Here is a 22,739-nt window from a genome sequence, read left to right as displayed (position 1 = left end):
CTTTTCGCCCTTTCCAAACTTTATAGATCCTTCTTTTTGCCGCAGCACTCCATGAGCGCTGCCAGCACCTTATCCATCTGCAGTGGTTTTGCCAGATGCACATTCATCCCAGCTGCCAAGCACTGCCTGGCATCCTCTTCAAAGGCATTTGCCGTCATGGCAAGAATCGGAATCTGCCTTGCATCCGCCCGCGGAATCGCCCGGATCGCGCGTGTCGCAGCCAGACCATCCATCACTGGCATCATCACATCCATGAGAATCGCATCGAACGTCCCCGGAGGTGCCGCCTCAAAGCAGTCTACTGCCTTCTTCCCGTTCTTCACAATCGTGACATGGGCACCCGCATCGGTCAGAAGTGTTTCCGCGATGTCTGCATTCAACTCATTATCCTCCGCCAAAAGCAGCTTCAAACCGTGAATATCTCCTGACGGCACTGCTTCCTTAACCGGGAACTCCTCCGGCGGCGGTGCAATCTCAAATGGAATTTCCACCACAAACGTCGATCCAATGCCGACCTCACTCGTCACCTCGATGTTTCCGTGCATCTGTTCAATCAGCCCTTTGACGATCGTCATGCCAAGCCCAGTTCCCTGGTAAACACTACGCGCATCATTTTTCTCCTGTGCAAACGGGTCAAAGATGTGATCCAGAAATTCCTGGCTCATGCCAACTCCCGTGTCCGAGATCGTCCACCTATAGACGCACCAGCCGTCCCGTACATCCTGCGCCTCCACCCTGGTACTGATTTTTCCGCCCGGACGATTGTATTTGATGCAGTTTCCATAAATATTCAGGAAAATCTGGCGCAGATGGAGCTGGCTGCCATAAATATACGGATACGGAATCTCCGCTTTTCCTTTATCATACTCCCATTGAATGCCCGCATCTACCGCGCGCTCGATGATGATGCTCACGATATCGTGCGTCATCTCTGCCAATGAAATATAATCATGTGCCAGAATGATCTTTCCCTCTTCCAGCTTGCTCATCTGCAGCACATCATTGATGAGGGACAGCAGATGCCCCGCCGCCACCTGCATTTTCCGGTGATTTTCCATCAGCATCTCCTTATCATCAAAATGTGCCTCATCGATTTTCAAAAGACCGATAATACCATTGAGCGGTGTCCGGATATCGTGACTCATGCGGCTTAAGAAATCTGTTTTCGCCCGGTTTGCCGTCCGCATTTCATCAAATGCCGCCTGCAGGCGCGCGTGCTCCTGTTCATCCCGCGCGTGCATCTGCGACGTATCCTGCAGAAGAATGATCGCATGAACCACCGGCATCTCACAAGAAAGCTCCGTATCAAACACGATCGTCTGCGTCATCAGAACTGTTTTCTGTACCCAGCAGATCGTGCCATCTTCCTCCTGGATACAGTATTCCACGGAAATATGTTTCTCCCCTGCCTCAAACCGCTTCAACAGCTTAGCCGGATCATCTGCCAGACGATAGCTTCCCAAGGTCTCCTGGGTGACCATCTTCATATATTCACTGCAATAATCACGGTAAGAACACGGCAGCGGATAGTCCATAAATAGCTCCCGGCATTCCTCGTCTTTTCCATTCAAGACAACACTCTTCTCCAGAATATCCTTTGTCAAATTAACTGTATATATCATATCCGACAGATCCAGGAGTGCATCCACATAGCTGTCATTTTCCAGAATCGACTGTTTGAGCTGTTCATAATAAAGCGTCAGCTGTTCCTTCGCATCTGCCCGCCCTTCTGAACTTTTCCGGATCGTCTCAAATGCCAACAGGAAATGATGCAGCTTTCCTTCCTCATCCCAATCTACCGGGATCAGCGTCAGGCGGCTGTAGAGTCCCTGACCGTTCGTGTCATACTGCAATTCGAGTAGATCTCCCTCCGCCTGCAGCTTCCCGGAAAGCTCTGAAACCTGCAGGCTCTGGCGGATGTTGGCGCGGTCAGCACGAGCCACCCGTTCCGCTACTATCTGCTCCGCCGCACCGGAATAGCTTCCGTCTGACGCCAGAAAGAAATCAGCACTGGCACGGAGTGCCCGGTAGGTATCCATGTGCGCGTCGCAGTAGAGACAATCCGAAAAGTTTCTCCCGTACCGGTTTAAAAGCTTGAGCAGGTGGAAATCCAGCCGTTTTTCCGCTGCCGCTTCCTCGCGCTTTACATGGTTTTTGTTGATATACATATTTTTATCGGCAAAACTGAAAAGCTCCCGCATCGTGCTGCCCGGAAAATCACTGGCAAGTGCATACCCGACCGCATAGCTGAGCGGCATATCCGGATATCCCTTTGACTCCTCTGTCATCGCCTCCCGCACATGGGTGAGGCATTCCCGCATGGCCTCCTCATCCAGACCATGCGTAACGGCAATAAATTCATCGCCGCCGTCCCGCCCTACGAACTGTTCCGCAGGCATGGACGCGCGCAGGCAGACGGCGAACCGCCTGATGTAGGCATCCCCCGCCTCATGCCCCATGCTGTTGTTGATTCGGCGGAGATTATTCAGGTCAAAACTGCATACTCCCACATTCTCTGCCGCCGGTTCCGGATCATCCAGCAATTCTTCGCATTTATTCTTATTGGGAAGTCCGGTCGCCTTGTCCAAATACACCTTTTTCTGCAGCGCACGGTTCATCGCCGCAAAGCGCACCGCCTTGATAAATTCATATCCAATCAGAAGCATCAGAACAATAATATCAATCGTGATATATTTTTCAATTACCGTCAGCGAGGATGCCTTCCTCTGGGAATACGCCTCCGCCAGTCCCGTCGCCTCATCACAGATTTCAAAGAACCGCTCGCTCTTATCAATGATCTCTGTATTCTCATAGCCGACTTCTCGGACACGCAGGATTTCATAGTGAAGCGCGGCAAAGTACTCCTCCAACTCCTGCATCTTACTCTGAAACGCCCCGTCATCAAGGCGCACCAGCCCCAGTTCGCCATTGCCATTTCGCAGACCGTCGACGAAGGCCTCAATATCCTGAATCATACCATCCTCCGGCTGACCGGAAATTTCCAATTTAATGATACGCTGTGTCTTTCCGCGCACCAGTCCCGCATAATTGACCACACGCGCCGTTCCCTGAATACTGGAGACAATTCCCATCATCACGATAATCAGTGCCGCCAGCACAACCGCCAGCACGCCGATGCAGATCTGTATTATGTTTGAAGTCTTTTTCTTCTTACTCTTATTCGCATTCTCGGAATCCACCGCTCCGTCCTCCCGCAAAAACCCTGGCACGCCCTTTTCCCTGCACCTGCCATCTTGTTATTTTACATCTTATATCCCAGAAAGCATCCATCCTCATGCGACTCAATCCGCCCGACCGCCTGCAGATACGAATAAATAATCACCGTCCCGGCAAACTTCATCCCGCGCTTTTTGAGATCTGCCGACACTGCATCTGAGAGCGGCGAGCTGACCTTGCCTGTCTCATGAATCACCGCGTCTCCTGTCCAGTGAGTCAGATACGCGTCAAAACTCCCATATTCATTCTGAATTTCCCGGAATATCCGTGCATTCGTGACAGCGGCATGAATTTTCAGCCGGTTATGTACAATTCCCGGGGCGGTCCGGAGTGCTTCCTCCTTCGCCTCGTCGTAACCGCACACCTTGTCCAAGTCAAATTCATCGAACGCGGCGCGGAATGCCTCCCGCTTATTGAGGATGCACTCCCATGAAAGCCCCGCCTGAAAGGATTCAAGGATCAGCATCTCAAAGAGCTTCGCATCATCCCGAACTAACTTTCCCCACTCCTCGTCATGGTAACGGATATACAATTCATTCTTTGGATTCGCCCAGCGGCAGCGGTGTTTTCCATCGTGCCATTCCATGTTTTTCTCCCTTCGCCTACATAAGCGGCGCCAGAATCCGCAGTGCCTTCCCCGCAAACCGCCGGATAAACGGATACTTCCGGCAGTTTTCCAGAGTAATCCGCTCGCTCTTTGCAAGTGTTTTCTGGAAATCTTCTTCCACATCCATCACAACCGCATTGCGGAAGAAATAGGACGCGCACTCAAAATGCAGATACAGGCTTCTGAAATCAAGGTTGATCGTTCCGACCACCGCCTTCTCATCGTCGCTCGTAAACATCTTCGCATGGATAAAGCCCGGCGTGTATTCATAGATCTGAACACCAGCCCGCAGAAGCTCCGCGTAGTAGCTGCGCGCCAGCAGGTACGCATATAACTTATCCGGTATATGCGGCATGATAATAATGACCTCCACGCCGCGCTTTGCCGCAAACTTGAGCGCCGCCAGCGTCGTATCGTCGAGAATCAGATACGGAGTCGTGATGTGCACATACCGGCGTGAACGCCCTAAAATATCGAGGTACACCGACTCGCCGACATTTTCCCCGTCGAGCGGGCTGTCCGCATATGGCATCACAAAGCCGCCATAGTCCATGCCCTCCGGCATATGAAATGTCTCCGGACACAGAAAACGGCGATATTCTTCCGCATCCCGTTCCGTCACATCCCAGAGCTGCAAAAACATCATTGTAAAACTGTCTACAGCTTTTCCCTTGAGCATGACCGCCGTGTCCTTCCAATGTCCGAAGCGCACCCGCTGGTTAATATATTCATCTGCCAGGTTCACGCCCCCGGTAAACGCGGTATGACCATCGATCACACAGATTTTCCGGTGATCGCGGTTATTCTGGTAACTCGAGAGAGCCGGACGCACCGGCGCAAAAATCTTGCACTGGATACCTTTCTCCTGCATCGCTTTCTCATAGCCGTGCGGCAACGTGAAGAGATTTCCCATGCCGTCATACATAAACCGGACTTCCACGCCCTCGGCGACCTTCGTCTCTAACACCTGTAAAATCGCATCCCACATCACTCCGTGTTCTACGATAAAATATTCCATAAATATAAAATGTTCCGCTTTTTTGAGTTCTTCCAATAATACTGGAAACATATCATCTCCCAGTGGGAAATAGCGTACCCCCGTATTTTCATACGCCGGGAAACGTCCGTACTGGTTCATATAGCGGACGAGATTGCCGCCGCTGGCGCTGATGCTCTCATAGTGTGCCAGCACCTCCGGATCCTGTAAAAGGTACGGACGAAGTTTTGTCCCAACCTCCTCGATCCGCCGGTTAATGCGGCGCGTGCCCGGCTGCAGCGTCAAAAACAGATAAAACAGCGTTCCAAACACCGGAAATATCAATATCGGCACTACCCAGGACAACTTGATCGTGCTGTTTCCCTCATCGCTGATAATATAGATCAAAACCAGCGCACTGAGCATCGCAGATCCACCGTACATATAGATCAGGTACTCTCTAAACCAGTCAAACCCGGCAAAGAGCACAAGAATCTGTATCAGCAGAAACAGCGTTCCCAGCGTGGTACGCCCGAAAATCAGACGCAGCAGTTTTTTCAATTTTTTAAGTATTTTCTCCATTTTCTACCAGTCCATTTCTCTGCCTCATTCATCAGGCACCTGCCGTATCATTGAAAACTACAGTGCCATCTCTCATAGTATGGCAGATTTTTGCAAATAAAACAAGAGGTCAGCCGGAGACTGACACAGATTTATGTGTCATCCCGACTGACCTGTCGTTGTAAGCGCTCATTTTAACAACCGCATTGAAACATCTCACGGATACCCGGCATAAAGCTGTTATATCGCCATTCTTGGCATTTTAGTCCTCCAGCGCCTGACGGATATCCTCGATGATATCATCCACATTCTCAATTCCGACACTCAAACGGATCAGGCTTGGATCAACGCCTGCCTCCCTGAGCTGCTCATCGGAGAGCTGACGGTGAGTATGGCTTGCCGGATGCAGAACGCAGGTTCTCGCATCGGCAACATGGGTTACGATGGCTGCCAGTTTCAGCTTATCCATGAACTCGCCAGCTGCCTGACGACCGCCCTTTAAGCCGAAAGAAATAACGCCGCATGTACCGTTCGGCATATATTTCTGCGCCAGTGCATGGTATTTATCATTTTCAAGTCCCGGATAATTCACCCAGGCCACATCTTCACGGCTCTGTAAATACTCGGCGACCTTCTGTGCATTCTCACAGTGGCGCGGCACACGCAGATGCAGTGTCTCCAGACCGATATTCAATAAGAAGGAATTCTGCGGGGACGGGATGGAACCGAGATCACGCATTACCTGTGCGGTTGCCTTGGTGATATAAGCCGCCTTACCGAATTTCTTCGTGTAAATAATGCCGTGGTAAGACTCATCCGGCGTCGTCAGACCCGGGAATTTATCTGCATGTGCCTCCCAGTCAAAGTTGCCACTGTCCACGATGCAGCCGCCGACGGTCATCGCATGTCCATCCATATATTTTGTAGTAGAATGCGTTACAATATCTGCGCCCCACTCGAACGGACGGCAGTTGATCGGGGTTGCAAAGGTATTATCTACAATAAATGGAATACCATTTCTGTGTGCAATCCGGGCAAATTTTTCCAGATCCAGCACTACCAGAGCCGGGTTTGCAATCGACTCACCGAAGATACACTTTGTGTTCGGGCGGATCGCCTTCTCGATCTCCTCTTCCGGCGCATCCGGGTCAACTAACGTAACATCGACGCCCATTTTTTTCATCGTAACGACAAACAGGTTTGATGTGCCGCCGTATACGGTTGCCGAGCAGACCAGATGATCGCCCGCGCCGCAGATATTAAATACCGCATAAAAGTTTGCCGCCTGTCCGGAGGATGTCAGCATTGCTGCCGCGCCGCCCTCCAGCTCACGGATCTTATCTGCGACTGCATCATTGGTCGGGTTTGCCAGACGGGTATAAAAATATCCGTTTTCCTCCAGATCGAAGAGTCTTCCCATCTGCTCACTGGTTGAATACTTAAAGGTCGTGCTCTGGTAGATCGGCAGAATTCTCGGCTCGCCATTTTTCGGCTGCCATCCGCCCTGGATGCACGTTGTTTCCATTGAACGTTTCATTTTTCTTCTCCTTCATATGTTTATTTTTAAATAATTATATAGTAATTGAGCCTATTTTTTAGTACGGCTCTTTTACATCACCATATCAAACAGCGAAAGCTGATTGCTCTCCGGCAGCCCCGTCAGAATTCCCAGCTCTGCCATCAGATCGCACACCGTTTTCGTAACCTTGGTACGGTTGATAAAGTCCTCTTTCGACAAGAACTTTCCGTCCTCCGCCGCAAAAACAATCGCGTCTGCCGCTTTCTCTCCGAGTCCGTCGATACTGCTTAACGACGGCATCAGCTTTCCGTCTATGATCTGGAAATTGCGGGCTTTTGCCCGGTAAATATCGATCGGCATGAACTCAAATCCGCGCGCGTACATTTCCTGTACGATACGCATATCGCGCAGCGTGTCCTGCTCTTTCTTGGAAAGAGAATCCGACCGGCTCTTGTATTCCGCCAGATGATACTCCAGCTTATCGCGCCCCTGGCACATCAGCTTGTAGGTAAATCCACTCGCACGGATGCTGAAATATGCCGCATAGTACGCCAGCGGGTAAAATACCTTACAGTACGCCACACGCCACGCCATCATAACGTAAGCCGCCGCGTGCGCCTTCGGGAACATATACTTGATTTTCAGGCAGGAATCGATATACCACTGCGGCACATCGTGAGCTTTCATCTCCTCGATCCACTCCGGTTTCAGTCCTTTTCCTTTTCGGACAGACTCCATGATAGTGAAGGAGAGTCCCTCTTCGAGTCCTTTCTGAATCAGATAAATCATAATATCGTCTCGACAACAAATCGCCGTCTGAATCGTCGCCTGTCCGCTCAGGATAAGGTCTTTCGCGTTTCCTAACCATACATCCGTACCGTGGGACAGACCGGAAATCCGCACCAAATCCGAAAAATATTTCGGTTTGGCATCGATCAACATCTGCATCGCGAAGTCTGTACCAAACTCCGGAATGCCAAGCGCCCCGAGCTTACAGCCGCCGAGATCCTCCGGCGTGACACCGAGCGCCTCCGTGTTCTGGAAGAGACTCATGACCTCCTTCGAATCCAGTGGAATATCCTTAACCGGGTCGAGTCCCGTCAAATCCTGCAGCATACGAATCATGGTCGGATCATCGTGTCCGAGAATATCGAGTTTCAACAAGTTGTGGTCGATCGAGTGGTAATCGAAATGCGTCGTGACGGTACGTGTCGTCATATCGTCCGCCGGGTGCTGCACCGGTGTAAACGTGTCAATCTCCTCTCCGAGGGGCAATACGATGATACCGCCCGGATGCTGTCCGGTGGTACGCCGCACGCCGACGCAGCCGGACACGATGCGCTCAATCTCGCACCGGCGCTTACGGATTCCTTTATCCTCATAATAATGCGCCACAAAACCATACGCTGTCTTATCTGCCAGCGTACCGATCGTCCCCGCACGGAAGGTCTGTCCTTTTCCAAAGATGACCTCCGTGTAGCTGTGCGCCCGGCTCTGATATTCACCGGAAAAGTTTAAGTCGATATCCGGCTCCTTATCACCCTTGAATCCCAGGAACGTCTCAAACGGAATGTCGAACCCGTCTTTTTTCAGCGGTTTGCCGCACTTTGGACATATCTTATCCGGCATATCACAGCCCGCCATACCCGAAAACTTTTTTACATCTTCTGAATCAAAATCGTAATAATGGCAACTCGGACAATAGTAGTGCGGACTCAGCGGATTTACCTCCGTGATACCAGACATCGTCGCCGCCAGTGAGGAACCAACGGATCCTCGCGAACCAACCAGATATCCATCCTCATTCGACTTCCAAACCAGTTTCTGCGCGATGATATACATAACGGCAAATCCATTGGAAATGATCGAGTGAAGTTCCCGCTCCAACCGATCGACTACCATCTTCGGCAGCTTATCGCCGTACATATCATGTGCACGGTTGTAGCAGATGGTACGCAGCGTATCATCCGAATTCGGAATAACCGGCGGACACTTGTCCGGGCGTACCGGGGAAATGCGCTCACACATCGCCGCGATCTTGCGCGTGTTTGTGATAACGATCTCCTCCGCCTTATCGCTGCCTAAATATTCAAATTCCCTCAGCATTTCCTCGGTAGTCCGCAAATACAGCGGTGCCTGATCGTCTGCATCCTTAAAGCCCTTGCTCGCCATGATGATACGGCGGTAGACCTCATCCTCCGGATCGAGGAAATGGACATCGCAGGTCGCGCAGACCGGCTTGTTCCACTGTTCGCCAAGTTCAATCACTTTGCGGTTCAGATCCTGCAGATCCTCCCAGGTGTTGACCGAACTTTTCTCATCCCGCAGCATAAATGCGTTGTTTCCAAGCGGCTGCACTTCCAGATAATCGTAGAAATTTGCAATTTTTCCCAGTTCTTCCTCCGGAATCCCGCGCAGGATCGCCTGAAACAGCTCTCCCGCCTCGCACGCCGACCCAAGAATCAGCCCCTCGCGGTGGCTCGCCAGCAGACTCTTCGGAATCCGCGGACGTTTTGCAAAATACGTCAGGTTCGACTGGGAAATCAACCGGTACAGGTTGATTCGCCCGACATCATTCTTCGCCAAAATAATAATATGGTAGGTCGGCATCTTCCGGATCATTTCCGGTGTCATTTTGCTGAGTTCGTTGAGCTGCGTCAGGTTTTCGATATCACGAGCCTTTAACATCTCGATGAACTTGACAAAAATCTCTGCCGTCGCCCCCGCATCATCGACCGCCCGGTGATGGTTTTCGAGGGAAATTTTAAGCTCTTTCGCTACTGTGTCGAGCTTGAAGCGGTTCAGGTTCGGCAGCAGGACACGCGCCAGCGAAACCGTATCGAGAACGGTCGGCTGGAATGTGATTCCCTGCCGTCTCGCGTTTTCTTTGATGAAACTGATATCAAACGACGCGTTGTGCGCGACCATGACCGCACCCTCGCAGAATGCCAGAAACTCCGGCAGAACCTCTTCGATCGTCGGCGCGCTGATTACCATGCCGTCGTTGATGCTTGTCAGCTGTTCAATGTCATAGGGGATTGGCACTTCCGGGTTGACAAATGTGCTGAATTTGTCCACAATCTTTCCATCCGTCACACGCACCGCGCCGATCTCGATGATGCGGTTCTTGATCGGGCTGAAGCCGGTCGTCTCGATATCGAATACAACGCAGGTGTGATCTAACGTCTGTCCTTTCTCATTCTCCGCCAGTTCCTTCATATCATCGACGAGATAGCCCTCAACACCATAGAGGATCTTGAAGTTTTCGCCCTTATCGACCGCATGGTTCGCATCCGGAAACGCCTGCACACAGCCGTGGTCGGTGACAGCGATCGCGTCCATGCCCCACTGTTTGGCACGTTTGATGATATCCTTGACCTCGGAAACACCGTCCATATCGCTCATCTTTGTGTGACAGTGCAGCTCCACGCGCTTGACCGGACTGTTGTCCATCCGCTTGCTGGTGAAATCTTCGCATTTCTTGATGCCGGAAACCGAACCGATCGTCAGCTCGCCATCAAATTTATCAATGTTGGCAACACCCTTGATGCGGACAAACTGTCCCGCCTTGGTCGCCGTCTTCAAATCATCCAGCGTATCCTCCCGTGCAAAGATCTTGACGCCGATTGTATCTGTAAAATCCGTTACCGAAAACATAAACAGTGTGTTGCCGCTGCGAAGCTCCCTTAGCTCGCAAGTCAGGATCTTTCCGCGGATGACAACCTGCCCAACCTCGCCTTCCAACTCCTCGATCGGGCTCGCCTCCTCATCGAAATCGCGCCCAAACAGCACATCCGGATTGTCGGATTTCTTCATATAGCCCGAACGGCGGTACTCGCCGCCCTTGCCAGATCCAGCATTTGCGCTGCCTGCCTGGTTTCTGCCTCCTGCCGGATTCCCCCCGGCTTTCTGCTTACCAACCGGTTTTAAAACAGTCTTTCCCTCGTCAAATGGCAGATCGACACCTCCAGAGGCAGGTTCTGCCCCCGACGGTTCCATATACGCCTCATTGGCACCTGCTGCTCCGGCAGCCGCGCCGCTTCCGCCTGCCGCCTGCGGCTTCATGTAGATGATCTCCGGCTCAGTATTCTTCTTCTCAACCGGACGGTAGGAAGTCTTCACAACCATCGGCACATTGCAGCGCTCGGTGAAGATTTTCTCCAGAATCCGCACCAGTTCCGGTGCCTTATCGCGCACGATCATCGTGTCCTCCAGCGACAGCTTCAGGTATCCTTCTTCTTCAAAATCCATCTCCGCCTTACGGAACATATTATAAAGAAGGATACTGTAATTTTTCAGCTCCATCAAAATGCTGTCCCGGTATACATTCATGAGTTTTTCCGGCGTGTACTGGCTGGACAGATGGTATTTCTCCAAAATCTTGATCGTCACCCGTTTGCCCGGAAACAACTGCTCCTTGATGCCTTTTTCCAGATCGTAGATACTCTGCTTGTGCATCAGGCGCGGGCTGTCGATGTATACGCGGATCACGCTCCGGTCACGGTTCGTCGAGATCTTCTCGATCCCGACCATTTCAAGCAGTCCCCGCACATTTTCCGCAATATGTAAATCTGGAAATACCTCCAGAAATGTTTTCATTCTATCATTCCTTTGCTTTTTTATCTTCCACCATCCGGTCAAGCTCCGCTTTGAGCGCCGGTAAAAGTTCACTCTCCGGCAGTTTTTTCACAATCTCGCCCTTGCGTATCAGAAGTCCTTCGCCGATACCGCCGGCTACCCCGAGATCGGCTTCCTTCGCCTCGCCCGGTCCGTTGACCACGCAGCCCATGACGGCAACCTTGATATCCAGCGGATATCCCTGTACCAGCGTCTCCACCTGGTTTGCCAGACCGATGAGGTCGATCTGCGTGCGTCCGCAGGTCGGACATGAAACAACTTCCACTCCTCCCCGACGAAGGCCCAGCGTCTTCAAAATCAGCTTTGCCGACTTGATCTCCTCCAGCGGGCTGCCTGTCAGGGACACGCGGATCGTATCACCGATTCCCTGACTCAAAATCAGTCCCAGACCGACCGCTGACTTGATATTGCCCGCAATTACAGTTCCCGCCTCTGTGATACCGACATGCAGCGGATAATGAGTCTTTTTTGCAATTAGTTCATGTGCTTTTACACACATCATAACATCCGAAGATTTGATGCTGATAACCAGATTGTCATAACCCATCTGCTCAATCAGGGCAACCTTATCCAGCGCACTCTCAACGAGTCCTTCCGCTGTCACGCCGCCATATTTCTCTACCAATGGCTTTTCCAAAGAACCGCTGTTGACGCCGACACGAATCGGCACGCCATACTCTTTTGCCTTGTCAACCACCGCCTGGATCCGCTCTCTGGAACCGATATTTCCCGGATTGATACGGATTTTGTCCGCGCCGCACTCGATCGCCGCGATCGCGAGACGATAGTCAAAATGAATATCCGCCACCAATGGAATATGTATCTGGCGTTTAATCTCCGTCAGGGCAGCAGCCGCCTCCATTGTCGGCACTGCCACACGGATAATATCGCAGCCCGCGTGCTCCAGCGCCAGAATCTGCTCGACGGTCGCATTCACATCCTCTGTTTTCGTATTACACATCGACTGGATCAGAATCGGATTGCCGCCGCCGATCTGTCGTTTTCCAATCTGCACCACTTTCGTCTCGTCCCGGTATCCCATATCGTTCCTCCCAAACCATTCTTCTCCGACACAAAATTTCCGGCCTTTTTCGAGCGAATCTTTCATGCCTTTGAATCAAATGAATTAGTAACTGTTCAGTACCTTCACAGTCACGCGCAAAAATCCATCAAAAATTGCCTACGGCAATGGGATTTTTGCCTGCTGGCCCATGTTTTCGTACGGTCAGCGCAGTAAATGCGCAGACCTACTGAACAGTTACATGAATTATTACAATAAATTTCTAATATCATTAAACAATACAAATAACATCAGCGTCATCAACGCCGCCATGCCCGCCATATGGACCATGCCCTCTTTTTCCGGATCAACCGGCTTGCCGCGCAGCATCTCCAGAATGATAAATACAAGCCGTCCGCCGTCCAGCGCTGGAACCGGAAGCAGGTTCATGACACCCAGATTGGCGCTGAGCAGAATACACATATTGGCCAGATTGACAAGCACAATCATAAGTCCGTAGCTCTGGCTCTCCTTGACCGTCGTGCCGATCATCGACACAATCCGCACCGGACCCGCGATATCGTTCGAGCTGACCTGCCGCTTCAGAATCATGCCAAGGCTGCTGAACGTCACACGGATCCAATAGCGCACTTCATAGAAGCTATACTGCGCCGTCTGAATCACGGACGCCGGTTTCTGGTAAACACCACCGCTGATTCCAATAAGATAGCGTCCCGCTTCCTCAGAATAGCGCGGAACCATCTGCGTCGTGTAGGATTTCCCATCCCGCACATACTCCACCGTGACACTCTTTCCCGGATGAAACTGCAGATACGTCTGCACATCGCGGTACAGATAGGTGCGCGTACCATTTAAGCGCTCGATCGTATCGCCCGCCTGCAGCCCCGCCTCCTGTGCCGGATAGCCGTCCTCAACACTGACAACCGACGCCGCATCAAATCCCACACAGCTAATCACGAAAAAGGCGCAAAACCATGCCAGAATGAAGTTGAATACAGGTCCTGCCACCACGACTTTAAAACGTGTCCAGGCAGAAACCGCATTAAAATAAGTCCCCGTTGCACCCGGAGGCAACAGGAGCCGATCCGTTTTTCCATCTGTCAGACTCTGGTTCTGATCGCAGGAACTCCCTTTTTCCGTCTCATCCGGCGCATCATACCCTTCATCTTCCCCCAGCATCATACAAGAACCGCCAAACGGAAGCAGCTTCAGCGAGTACCGCGTCCCGCCTTTCACAAAACTGAAAAGTCTAGGACCCATGCCGAGCGAAAACTCAACGACGCAGATTCCGCCCCGTTTTGCCAATAAAAAATGTCCAAATTCGTGAAACAGCACGATCAGGCTGAATACAATCAGCGCCGCCAGCAAACTTACCAATCTACCACCTGCTCTCTATAAAATCATAGGTTTCCTGTTCTGCTGCCAGAATCTCTTCGACCGTCGGATTCTCTTTCACGGTGTGGTGTTCCATCGCCGCCTCAATCATATCAGTGATGGTCAGATATCCGATCTCGCGATCGAGGAATTTCTGAACTGCCCGCTCATTTGCCGCGTTGAACACGGTCGGAAGCGTGCCGCCGCGCCGTCCGGCTTTGTATGCCAGGGAAAGTCCGTGGAAATTCTCAAAATCCGGCGCTTCAAAGGTAATCTGTGCCAGCTTTGCAAAATCCAGCCGGTCGCCCGCCAGGAAGCGGCGTTCCGGATAATACAGCGCATACTGGATCGGAAGCTTCATATCCGGCGTGCCGAGCTGCGCTATCACCGCGCCGTCCTCGTATTCTACCATTGAATGAATCACACTCTGCGGCTGCACAACCACCTGCACCTGATCCATCTCCACGCCAAAGAGCCATCTTGCCTCCATAACTTCCAGACCTTTGTTTACCATCGTGGAACTGTCGATCGTGATCTTGCGCCCCATCGTCCAGTTCGGATGTTTCAGCGCATCTTCGACCTGAACACCTTTCATCTGCTCTCTCGTCCATCCGCGGAACGGTCCGCCAGACGCTGTCAGGAGAATCTTGTGGATCTTATTTCCCGTCTCACCGTTCAAACTCTGGAAAATCGCGCTGTGCTCGCTGTCCACCGGCAGAATGCGGACATGCTTCTCCTTTGCCAGCGACATAATGATATGCCCGGCCGTTACCAGGGTCTCTTTGTTTGCAAGTGCAATATCTTTTCCAGCATTCATCGCTGCGATCGTCGGGCGGATACCGATCATTCCGACTACCGCTGTCACCACAATCTCCGCACCCAGCTCCGTTGCCACTGCGAGAAGTCCATCCATGCCGCTCTCGACACGGATATCCAGATCGCGCACACGGTCTTTCAGTTCTTTTGCTTTTTCCTCGTTCCAGACCGCCGCGATCTTCGGAGAAAACTCCCGGATCTGTTTCTCCAGAAGATCAATATTGCTTCCAGCCGCCAGAGCCGTTACTTCTATATCTTTATTCGCCCGGACCACTTCCAATGTCTGTGTTCCGATCGATCCGGTTGATCCAAGTATCGCAATTTTTTTCATTTCTTATTCTCCTGTTTCTGTATTTTCATACATGCTTTCGTTTTATCGTAAAAACGTCAGTGCAAAATAAATCGCCGGTGCCGTAAAAATCATGCTGTCGAACCGATCCAGCACGCCGCCGTGTCCCGGAATCAGGTTTCCGTAATCCTTGACATTGTGGTTCCGCTTGATCGCCGACGCCGCCAGATCCCCGATCTGGGAAATGACCGCCGCAATCGCACACGCCACCGCGCATGCCACCATCGGATTGCTGACCTCGTCCATCTTCGCACCGAAGAAATACGCATAAATGCAGCCTAACAGAGCCGATCCGACCACACCGCCGACGGCGCCCTCGATCGATTTTTTCGGGCTTAAAACCGGTGCCAGACGGTGTTTTCCAAGGAGCATTCCCGCGCAGTATGCGCAGGTGTCACAGCCCCAGGAGCTTAAAAAGATCAGCCAGACAAGGTATTTTCCGTCCGCCATTGCCCGCACCTGATACAGGTAGGAAAGCATAATTCCCAGATAAAAAATGCCGAAAAATGCTACTGTAATCTGCTCGGTCCCATATTTCGGAAACGTGAACACGTAAATGCTCATCAGCACCATCAGGGCTGCAATCGCAAGCAGCGTCACATAATGCTGCCCTTCAAACCACACCAGCCCATAATATCCCAGACACGCCAGATACCCGGCGATGCCCGGCGCTTTTTTCTCAATCCCCATAACCCGGTAAAGCTCAAACATACCGATCAGGGAGATCGCGGCGGTCACACAGTACAGAAGGACACCGCCCTTTGTAACCAGTAAAATCGCGAGTGCTACAAGCACAATCCCGCTTATCAGCCTCGTTCTGAACATGGCAACTCCTCCTTATGCCTTGACTCCGCCAAAGCGTCTGTCTCTTTGATTGAACTGCTCAATTGCCTTTATAAGCTCGTCGCGGTTGAAATCCGGCCACAGGCAGTCCGTGATATAAATCTCACTGTAGGCAAGCTGCCACAGCAGATAATTGGACAGGCGGATCTCGCCGCTGGTGCGGATCAGAAGATCCGGATCCGGGATACCCGCCGTATCTAAATAGGACGCAACGGTCTGCTCTGTCACGTCCTCCGGCACCAGCTTTCCGTCCTGACAGTCCATCATCATATGGCGCACCGCGCGCGTGATCTCATCTCTGCCGCCGTAGTTGACTGCGATCACAAAGGTCATGCCCGTGTTTGCCGCCGTCTCGTCTTCCAGGCGGTTGATGCCCTCGATGATATCGCTGTCAAAGCGCGTGCGGTCGCCGATCATTTTGACTCTTACATTATTTTTCTTGGCAATCTTTAAAAGCCGTTTCAGATAAAAACGGAAGAGCTGCATCAGCGCCCCTACTTCTTCAGCAGAACGCTTCCAGTTTTCCGTTGAAAAACCATATACCGTCAGATAACGGATTCCCAGTCTCGCTGCATCCTCAACCGTCTGTTCAACCGTCACACACCCCTGTTTATGACCTACGGTTCTCGGAAGACCTCTCTTCTTCGCCCATCTGCCGTTGCCATCCAGAATGAGGGCGACATGCTGCGGAATTACCATGTTTTCGATGTCCCTTTCCATCCAGTTTTCCTCCATAATATTCCCTTAATAGCCAGAAAACAGGACCAGCCGGCCATCCGCATCTGCAATGCCGGCCAGCCCTGCTTGAGGCAGCCTGATTTTTACATTTAAACTCTATTGTATTTTTATACAGTCATGATCTCAGCTGTTTTTTCTTCTACTGCTTTATCAACCTTTGCGATCATCTTGTCAGTCAGCTTCTGGATCTGATCCTCGCCATCTGCCAGCTCATCCTCGGTGATCTCGCCGCCTTTTTCCAGCTTCTTTAACAGGTCGTTTGCATCACGGCGGATATTGCGGACTGCAACCTTCGCGCCCTCGCCCTTTTTCTTAACATCCTTTGCCAGATCTTTACGGCGTTCCTCAGTAAGCTCCGGGAAAATCAGGCGTACTGCACTTCCATCGTTGTTCGGGTTGATACCCAGATCGGAAGTCAGGATCGCTTTCTCGATGTCCTTAATGAGCTTCTTCTCCCACGGCTGGATCAGAATCATACGCGGCTCCGGTACAGAGATATTTGCCACCTGCTGTAACGGGGTCGGTGCGCCGTAGTAATCTACTTTGATTTTGTCCAGTACATGCGGGTTCGCACGTCCAGCACGAATGGATGTATACTCATTCAGCAGTGCGTCATAGGACTTATTCATCTTCTCTTCGTAAACTTTTAATCTCTCCTGCATAAAATCCTCCTAGTTATGCGGTAACCACTGTACCGTTAATTTTTCCGCGCATTGCATTTACAATTCCGTCTTTTTCATTCAGGCTGAATACTGCCATCGGAACGTGATTTTCCATACACATGATGGAAGCTGTGAGGTCTACGACCGCCAGCTGCTTGTCGATCACCTCCTGAATCGTGATCGTATCATACTTCTTTGCATCCGGGTTGATCTTCGGATCGCTGTCATAGACGCCGTCGATCGCCTTGGCCAGAAGAATGCAGTCTGCATCCATCTCAATCGCACGCAGCGCTACGCCGGTATCAGTTGAGAAATACGGATGACCTGTACCACCTGCAAAAAATACGACCATACCCTTTGAGAAATATTTATTGGCTCTGTCCTTTGAAAACAGCTTCGTCATGGAACCGCACTCAAATGGTGTCAGAATCTGTGTCATCATACCCTCGCTCCGGAAGATCTCCGACACGTAAATACAGTTCATGACCGTTGCCAGCATTCCGATCTGATCCGCCTTGGTCCGATCGATTGCATTGCTCTGGCGGCCTCTCCAGAAGTTTCCGCCGCCGATCACGATACCTACTTCGATTCCGTCATCGACCGCCGTCTTAACCTGTCTGGCTACTTCCTTGACCGTTGCTTCATCAAACCCGGTTTTCTTGTCGCCTGCCAGCGCTTCTCCGCTCAGCTTCAGTAATACCCGCTTTAATTCCATAATTCGGTTCTCCCTGTCTATATGTACGTTCTGATGTACATTTTATCTGTGATGACCGTAAAAAGCTGCGTCACCTTATCAAAGATATTCTACCACAAAAAATCCGAATGTGCGATAGAATTTTCGTAAATCCTGTGCATCCTTTCATCATTTTCCCCAAACGCCTTTCTGTATACGGATTCTTCGCCCTGTTTTTCATTTTTTCTCAAATTTTAGCGCCCGTTTTACTTTTTTTCTATTTCACCTTTTCCCGCCGTTCTCATTCTGCCCCCAGTTTCTCATTATTTATCTGCACTTATCCTCTGCAATCTTTTTCTGTGCATTATTTAACAGCCTTCCTAGGTGCAATCCATGTATGTGCATTGTTTTATTGGATATGCATTTTATAACATTGCAAATTTGAATCATTATATTGTTTGATAAAAATCAATTTCCAGCTACAATAGTTATATCAGTTGTAATTATTTATTATCTCTGAAATAACAATAACGCATGATTCTTTCGGATCGGGGAGGCACTTGAAAAATATGACAGCAATCGATCAAAAACAAATTAACAAGCAGCAGACAAACCGTTATGAAAAATATTACCGTCAGATAGGTCTCAACATCGCTTATTACCGCAAACTCCGTGGCATGAGCCAGATGGCTTTAGCAGAGGCGACCGATTTAAGCCGGACTCATATATCTAACATCGAGGCACCGAACATGAAAACGAGTCTTTCCTTAGAGAGTCTCTTTGATATTGCAGGTGTTCTGCAGGTTGCACCGCGCGCCCTGCTTGATTTCCGTGATGAGAAACCGCAGGATTTTCATGAATAAATCATGATAGAGCACGTAGATTCATGAATTTCTTTAAAGCATGACATTTTAGGGTTCCAAAGATAAATTGGAACCCTTTTTGTGGTATTCAAAAGTAAAAAATCAAAATTATGGTGAGCATTTTCCACCTATTTATTCGTCTTCCGGTTAATAAACTCCGTCCTCGTCTTCGAGTAGATAAATTTCTGACTCGCATACAGGCTGTAATAACCAGAGAAACTAAAGCTGACTGCAATCACCAGCACGAAAAACGGCATCGCCTCATAGCCAAAAAGCTCAAAGCCCAGCAGAAGCGTTGAGATCGGGCAGTTTGTGACTCCCACGAAGAGTCCCAGCATACCGCAGGCGGTCATAAGACCGACCGGCTGTCCAAAGAGAAATGCAAAGAAACTGCCAAACGCCGCGCCGATCGTCAGGGTCGGCACGATCTCGCCTCCCTTGAAGCCTGCCTCCAGCGTAACCGTCGTAAAGAGAATTTTCATCAGGAAATCCCATGGAAGTCCCTCGCCCTCGAAACATTTTTCAATCAGGGAGACGCCGCTTCCGTTGTAGCGGGTCGAACCGGTCAGAAGCGTCAAAACAATCACAATCGCCGCGCCGGATAGAATCCGCCAGACCGGCGATGGAAGATATTTTTTGTAGAGATGTTCCGTTGTGTGAAGCGTGATGCAGAAAAGCTCCGACACCAGCGCGCAGCCAGCCGCCAGACCGACAGCCACGATCGCTGTTTCAATACTCCACGCAGGAACCGCACCAATCGCAAACTGCTCCGGCATCAGTCCCCAGAACCTCGCCAGCGCCGCCGCCGTAAAGGCAGAAAAGACACATGGAACCAGCGCTGCATAGTACATAACGCCGATGCTGATAACCTCCATCGAAAAGATCGCCGCCGCCATCGGTGTGCCAAACAAGGCGGCAAACACACCGCTCATGCCGCACATGACCGCAATTTTCTTATCTTTCTCATCAAATTTCAGCCATTTTCCGATCTGGGTTCCGATGCTTCCTCCCATCTGCAGCGCCGCGCCCTCCCGTCCGGCAGAACCACCGCCCAGGTGCGTCAGAAGTGTTCCTGCAAAGACTGCCGGGGCAGTCGCAAAACTGATCTCTGTGTTCGAATAGATCGATTCGATCACCATATTTGTGCCCCGGTTATTACTCTCTCCCAGCACATGGTAAACACCCAGAACCAGAAGACCGGTAAGCGGCAGCAGAAAGACCATCCACGGGTGGCTTTGAAAGAATGCCGACACCCATAGGACACATTTTCCAAATGCCGTGCCGATGCAGCCGCTCACAATTCCAATCACAATCGCGCCTTCCACCCATTTTATAAAATAGGAAATATTTTTTAACACCGGCTCATATTTCTCCCGCTTCATTTCAACTCTCCCCTGTCTGCTCTATCCACACTGCTTTTCATTTCCATCTTAGACATCATAGATATTTTTGGATTTTACCAGCTTCGGACGGTAGCCTGCTTCCTTGAGTGCTTCCACTATCTTATTCTTGTGATCCGTACCAAACGCCTCAACGGTGATCCGCAGCTCCACTGCTGCGTTGCGGTTGATGCTGACAAACTGGTTGTGCTCCAGTTTGATGACATTGCCCTGCTCCGCTGCCATCAGATTTGCAACCTTTGCAAGCTCTCCTGGCTTATCCGGCAGCAGTACCGATACGGTAAATACGCGGTCTCTCTGGATCAGACCATGCTGTACGATGGATGCCATTGTGATCACGTCCATGTTGCCGCCGCTCAGGATGGATACGACTTTTTTCTTCTTCACATTCAGGTGTTTCAAAGCAGCCACAGTCAGAAGACCGGAGTTCTCAACGATCATCTTGTGGTTTTCTACCATATCAAGGAATGCCACGATCAGCTCGGAATCCCCGATGGTGATGATATCATCCACATTGATCTGGATGTACGGGAACAGCAGATCGCCCGGGCGTTTAACGGCAGTACCATCCGCGATTGTGTTGACGCTCGGGAGAGTCACTACCTTTCCTTCTTTCAGGGATTCCTGCATACAATTTGCGCCTGCCGGTTCTACACCGATCACTTTGATCTTCGGATTCAGCAGTTTTGCCAGCGTTGCAACACCGGTACAGAGTCCGCCGCCGCCAATCGGAACCAGAATATAATCAACGGTCGGAAGCTCTTTGATGATCTCCATCGCGATGGTTCCCTGACCGGTGGCTACGTCCAGATCGTTGAACGGATGGATAAAGGTATATCCGTGCTCCGCTGCCAGCTCATTTGCATATGCCAGCGCCTCATCGAATACATCGCCGTGAAGAACCACCTCTGCGCCATAGCTTCTGGTACGGTTTACCTTCATGAGCGGCGTGGTCGTCGGCATAACAACCGTTGCCTTGCAGCCAGCCAGTTTTGCCGCGTATGCAACGCCCTGTGCATGGTTTCCAGCCGATGCGGTGATCAGACCGCGCTGTTTCTCCTCATCGCTCAGGGTGCTGATCTTATAAAATGCACCTCTTACCTTGTAAGCACCTGTATACTGCATATTTTCCGGTTTTAAATATACTTTATTGCCGGTCAAATTCGAAAAATATTCACTGTAAACCAGTTTTGTCTCGGAAATAACCTTGCTGACAACCTCGGTTGCTTCTTCGAATTTCTCCAGTGTCAGTCCCTGCGGCTCAGCCTGTGCTGCCTCTGCTGTCTCTTCCTTTATTGTCTCACTCATTGTCTTTCCTCCATTTATCCGTATTTCTCAGAATGCGCCCTGCTTTTGTCGGTTCTCTGACCAGACAGTCTGCCGGGTGTGTCCTGTTTATCTGAATCTACGGCTTAAGCAGATTTGTTCTCCGCCAAACCAGTTTCAGCCGTGGCATGCTCAGCTATTTTTAGCTCTATTCATTCTCTGTCAATGCTTCATTTCTCTTAAACAGTGCATTGACGAAATCATTCGCATCGAATTTCTGTAAATCGTCGATCTTTTCGCCGATTCCGACGTATTTAACCGGAATACCAAGCTCGGACTGGATCGCAACCGCGATACCGCCCTTTGCCGTGCCATCCAGCTTCGTCAGAATGATGCCGGTGATATCCGCCACCTCCATAAACTGTTTTGCCTGTGCAAGCGCGTTCTGACCGGTCGTTCCGTCAAGGACAACCAACGTCTCACGGTAGGCGTCCGGATATTCTTTGTCGATGATCCGGTTGATCTTCTTTAACTCTTCCATCAGGTTTTTCTTGTTGTGCAGACGACCTGCCGTGTCGCAGATCAGCACATCGGCATTTCTTGATTTTGCCGCCGCGATCGCATCGTAGATAACAGCTGCCGGATCAGAACCTTCCTGCTGGGCGATCAGCTCAACGCCCGCGCGTCCTGCCCACTCCGTCAGCTGCTCAATCGCTGCCGCACGGAATGTATCCGCCGCCGCCAGAATGACCTTCTTGCCCTGATCCTTTAACTGGCCCGCCAGCTTGCCGACCGAGGTCGTCTTCCCGACGCCGTTGACGCCGATCACCAGCACAACCGACTTGCGGTTTTCAAATTCGTAGGCATTTTCGCCCAGATCCATCTGTTCCTTGATGCTGGCAATCAGAAGATCCTTGCACTCTGCCGGATCCTTGATGTGGTTTTCTTTTACCTTTTTCCGGAGATCCTCGACGATCGCCATCGTCGTCTGGATACCTAGATCGCCCATGATAAGCGTCTCTTCGATCTCCTCATAGAAATCATCATCGATCGCGGAAAAACCGCTGAATACGGAATCAATTCCGCTTACAATGGAATCTCTCGTTTTCGTCAGCCCTTCTACCAGACGGCTGAAAAAACCCTTTTTCTTATCTCCCATGGCTGCGCCTCCTTTTCTATTTCTGAACTCTTTTTTG

Annotated in this window: 16 protein-coding genes; 1 reads left to right on the top strand and 15 read right to left on the bottom strand. The window is 50.8% G+C overall.

The features are described 5' to 3' along the window. Nucleotides 1-20: 20 nt before the first annotated feature. The 12 genes from DW739_RS01580 to pyrH form a co-directional block, all read right to left on the bottom strand. Complete coding sequence (locus tag DW739_RS01580; protein WP_243023710.1) at nucleotides 21-3,200, bottom strand: ATP-binding protein; 3,180 nt, start codon at nucleotides 3,198-3,200, stop codon at nucleotides 21-23. Nucleotides 3,201-3,262: 62 nt separating this feature from the next. Further along, nucleotides 3,263-3,823: a DNA-3-methyladenine glycosylase I gene (locus tag DW739_RS01575; protein WP_118742517.1), complete on the bottom strand. Its 561-nt coding sequence runs from the start codon at nucleotides 3,821-3,823 to the stop codon at nucleotides 3,263-3,265. Between the two features lie 16 nt (nucleotides 3,824-3,839). After that, the gene (gene cls / locus DW739_RS01570; protein WP_337502334.1) at nucleotides 3,840-5,381 is read right to left on the bottom strand and encodes a cardiolipin synthase; all 1,542 of its coding nucleotides are present in this window, start codon (nucleotides 5,379-5,381) and stop codon (nucleotides 3,840-3,842) included. Nucleotides 5,382-5,643: 262 nt separating this feature from the next. After that, nucleotides 5,644-6,918, bottom strand: a complete 1,275-nt coding sequence (locus DW739_RS01565; RefSeq protein ID WP_117795288.1) for an aminotransferase class I/II-fold pyridoxal phosphate-dependent enzyme — start codon at nucleotides 6,916-6,918, stop codon at nucleotides 5,644-5,646. A 72-nt stretch (nucleotides 6,919-6,990) separates the two neighbouring features. Continuing rightward, nucleotides 6,991-11,499: a PolC-type DNA polymerase III gene (locus DW739_RS01560; protein WP_118742516.1), complete on the bottom strand. Its 4,509-nt coding sequence runs from the start codon at nucleotides 11,497-11,499 to the stop codon at nucleotides 6,991-6,993. A gap of 4 nt (nucleotides 11,500-11,503) precedes the next feature. Beyond that, a complete protein-coding gene (gene ispG, locus DW739_RS01555; RefSeq protein ID WP_118742515.1) occupies nucleotides 11,504-12,580 on the bottom strand; it encodes a flavodoxin-dependent (E)-4-hydroxy-3-methylbut-2-enyl-diphosphate synthase in 1,077 nt (358 codons plus the stop codon). A gap of 228 nt (nucleotides 12,581-12,808) precedes the next feature. Beyond that, on the bottom strand, nucleotides 12,809-13,936 hold the full coding sequence (gene rseP, locus DW739_RS01550) for an RIP metalloprotease RseP (RefSeq protein WP_106999777.1): 1,128 nt from the start codon (nucleotides 13,934-13,936) through the stop codon (nucleotides 12,809-12,811). Nucleotide 13,937: 1 nt separating this feature from the next. Beyond that, nucleotides 13,938-15,080 (bottom strand): 1-deoxy-D-xylulose-5-phosphate reductoisomerase, encoded by a 1,143-nt coding sequence (locus DW739_RS01545; protein WP_022360463.1) that lies wholly within the window; start codon nucleotides 15,078-15,080, stop codon nucleotides 13,938-13,940. 42 nt (nucleotides 15,081-15,122) lie between these two features. Continuing rightward, nucleotides 15,123-15,923, bottom strand: a complete 801-nt coding sequence (locus DW739_RS01540; RefSeq protein WP_106999776.1) for a phosphatidate cytidylyltransferase — start codon at nucleotides 15,921-15,923, stop codon at nucleotides 15,123-15,125. Nucleotides 15,924-15,935: 12 nt separating this feature from the next. After that, the gene (locus tag DW739_RS01535; RefSeq protein ID WP_106999775.1) at nucleotides 15,936-16,661 is read right to left on the bottom strand and encodes an isoprenyl transferase; all 726 of its coding nucleotides are present in this window, start codon (nucleotides 16,659-16,661) and stop codon (nucleotides 15,936-15,938) included. A gap of 125 nt (nucleotides 16,662-16,786) precedes the next feature. Then, nucleotides 16,787-17,341, bottom strand: coding sequence for a ribosome recycling factor (frr, locus tag DW739_RS01530; RefSeq protein WP_022360460.1), 555 nt, complete (start codon nucleotides 17,339-17,341; stop codon nucleotides 16,787-16,789). Nucleotides 17,342-17,354: 13 nt separating this feature from the next. Beyond that, nucleotides 17,355-18,056, bottom strand: a complete 702-nt coding sequence (gene pyrH, locus DW739_RS01525; protein ID WP_106999774.1) for a UMP kinase — start codon at nucleotides 18,054-18,056, stop codon at nucleotides 17,355-17,357. A gap of 527 nt (nucleotides 18,057-18,583) precedes the next feature. Here pyrH and DW739_RS01520 point away from each other — a divergent pair. After that, a complete protein-coding gene (locus tag DW739_RS01520; RefSeq protein ID WP_022360458.1) occupies nucleotides 18,584-18,877 on the top strand; it encodes a helix-turn-helix transcriptional regulator in 294 nt (97 codons plus the stop codon). Between the two features lie 128 nt (nucleotides 18,878-19,005). Here DW739_RS01520 and DW739_RS01515 read toward each other — a convergent pair whose 3' ends face one another. The 3 genes from DW739_RS01515 to ftsY all read right to left on the bottom strand — a co-directional run bounded on the left by DW739_RS01515 (nucleotide 19,006) and on the right by ftsY (nucleotide 22,702). Further along, nucleotides 19,006-20,259, bottom strand: coding sequence for a chloride channel protein (locus DW739_RS01515; RefSeq protein ID WP_118467603.1), 1,254 nt, complete (start codon nucleotides 20,257-20,259; stop codon nucleotides 19,006-19,008). Nucleotides 20,260-20,307: 48 nt separating this feature from the next. Then, entirely contained in the window at nucleotides 20,308-21,585 is a 1,278-nt protein-coding gene (gene ilvA / locus DW739_RS01510; RefSeq protein ID WP_118742514.1) for a threonine ammonia-lyase, read from the bottom strand. A gap of 166 nt (nucleotides 21,586-21,751) precedes the next feature. After that, nucleotides 21,752-22,702: a signal recognition particle-docking protein FtsY gene (gene ftsY, locus DW739_RS01505; protein ID WP_106999771.1), complete on the bottom strand. Its 951-nt coding sequence runs from the start codon at nucleotides 22,700-22,702 to the stop codon at nucleotides 21,752-21,754. Between the last annotated feature and the right edge of the window lie 37 nt (nucleotides 22,703-22,739).

This window comes from Clostridium sp. AM28-20LB, assembly GCF_003480665.1.
GTDB lineage: Bacteria > Bacillota > Clostridia > Lachnospirales > Lachnospiraceae > Otoolea > Otoolea fessa.
This window is presented reverse-complemented; position numbering and strand designations above follow the sequence as displayed.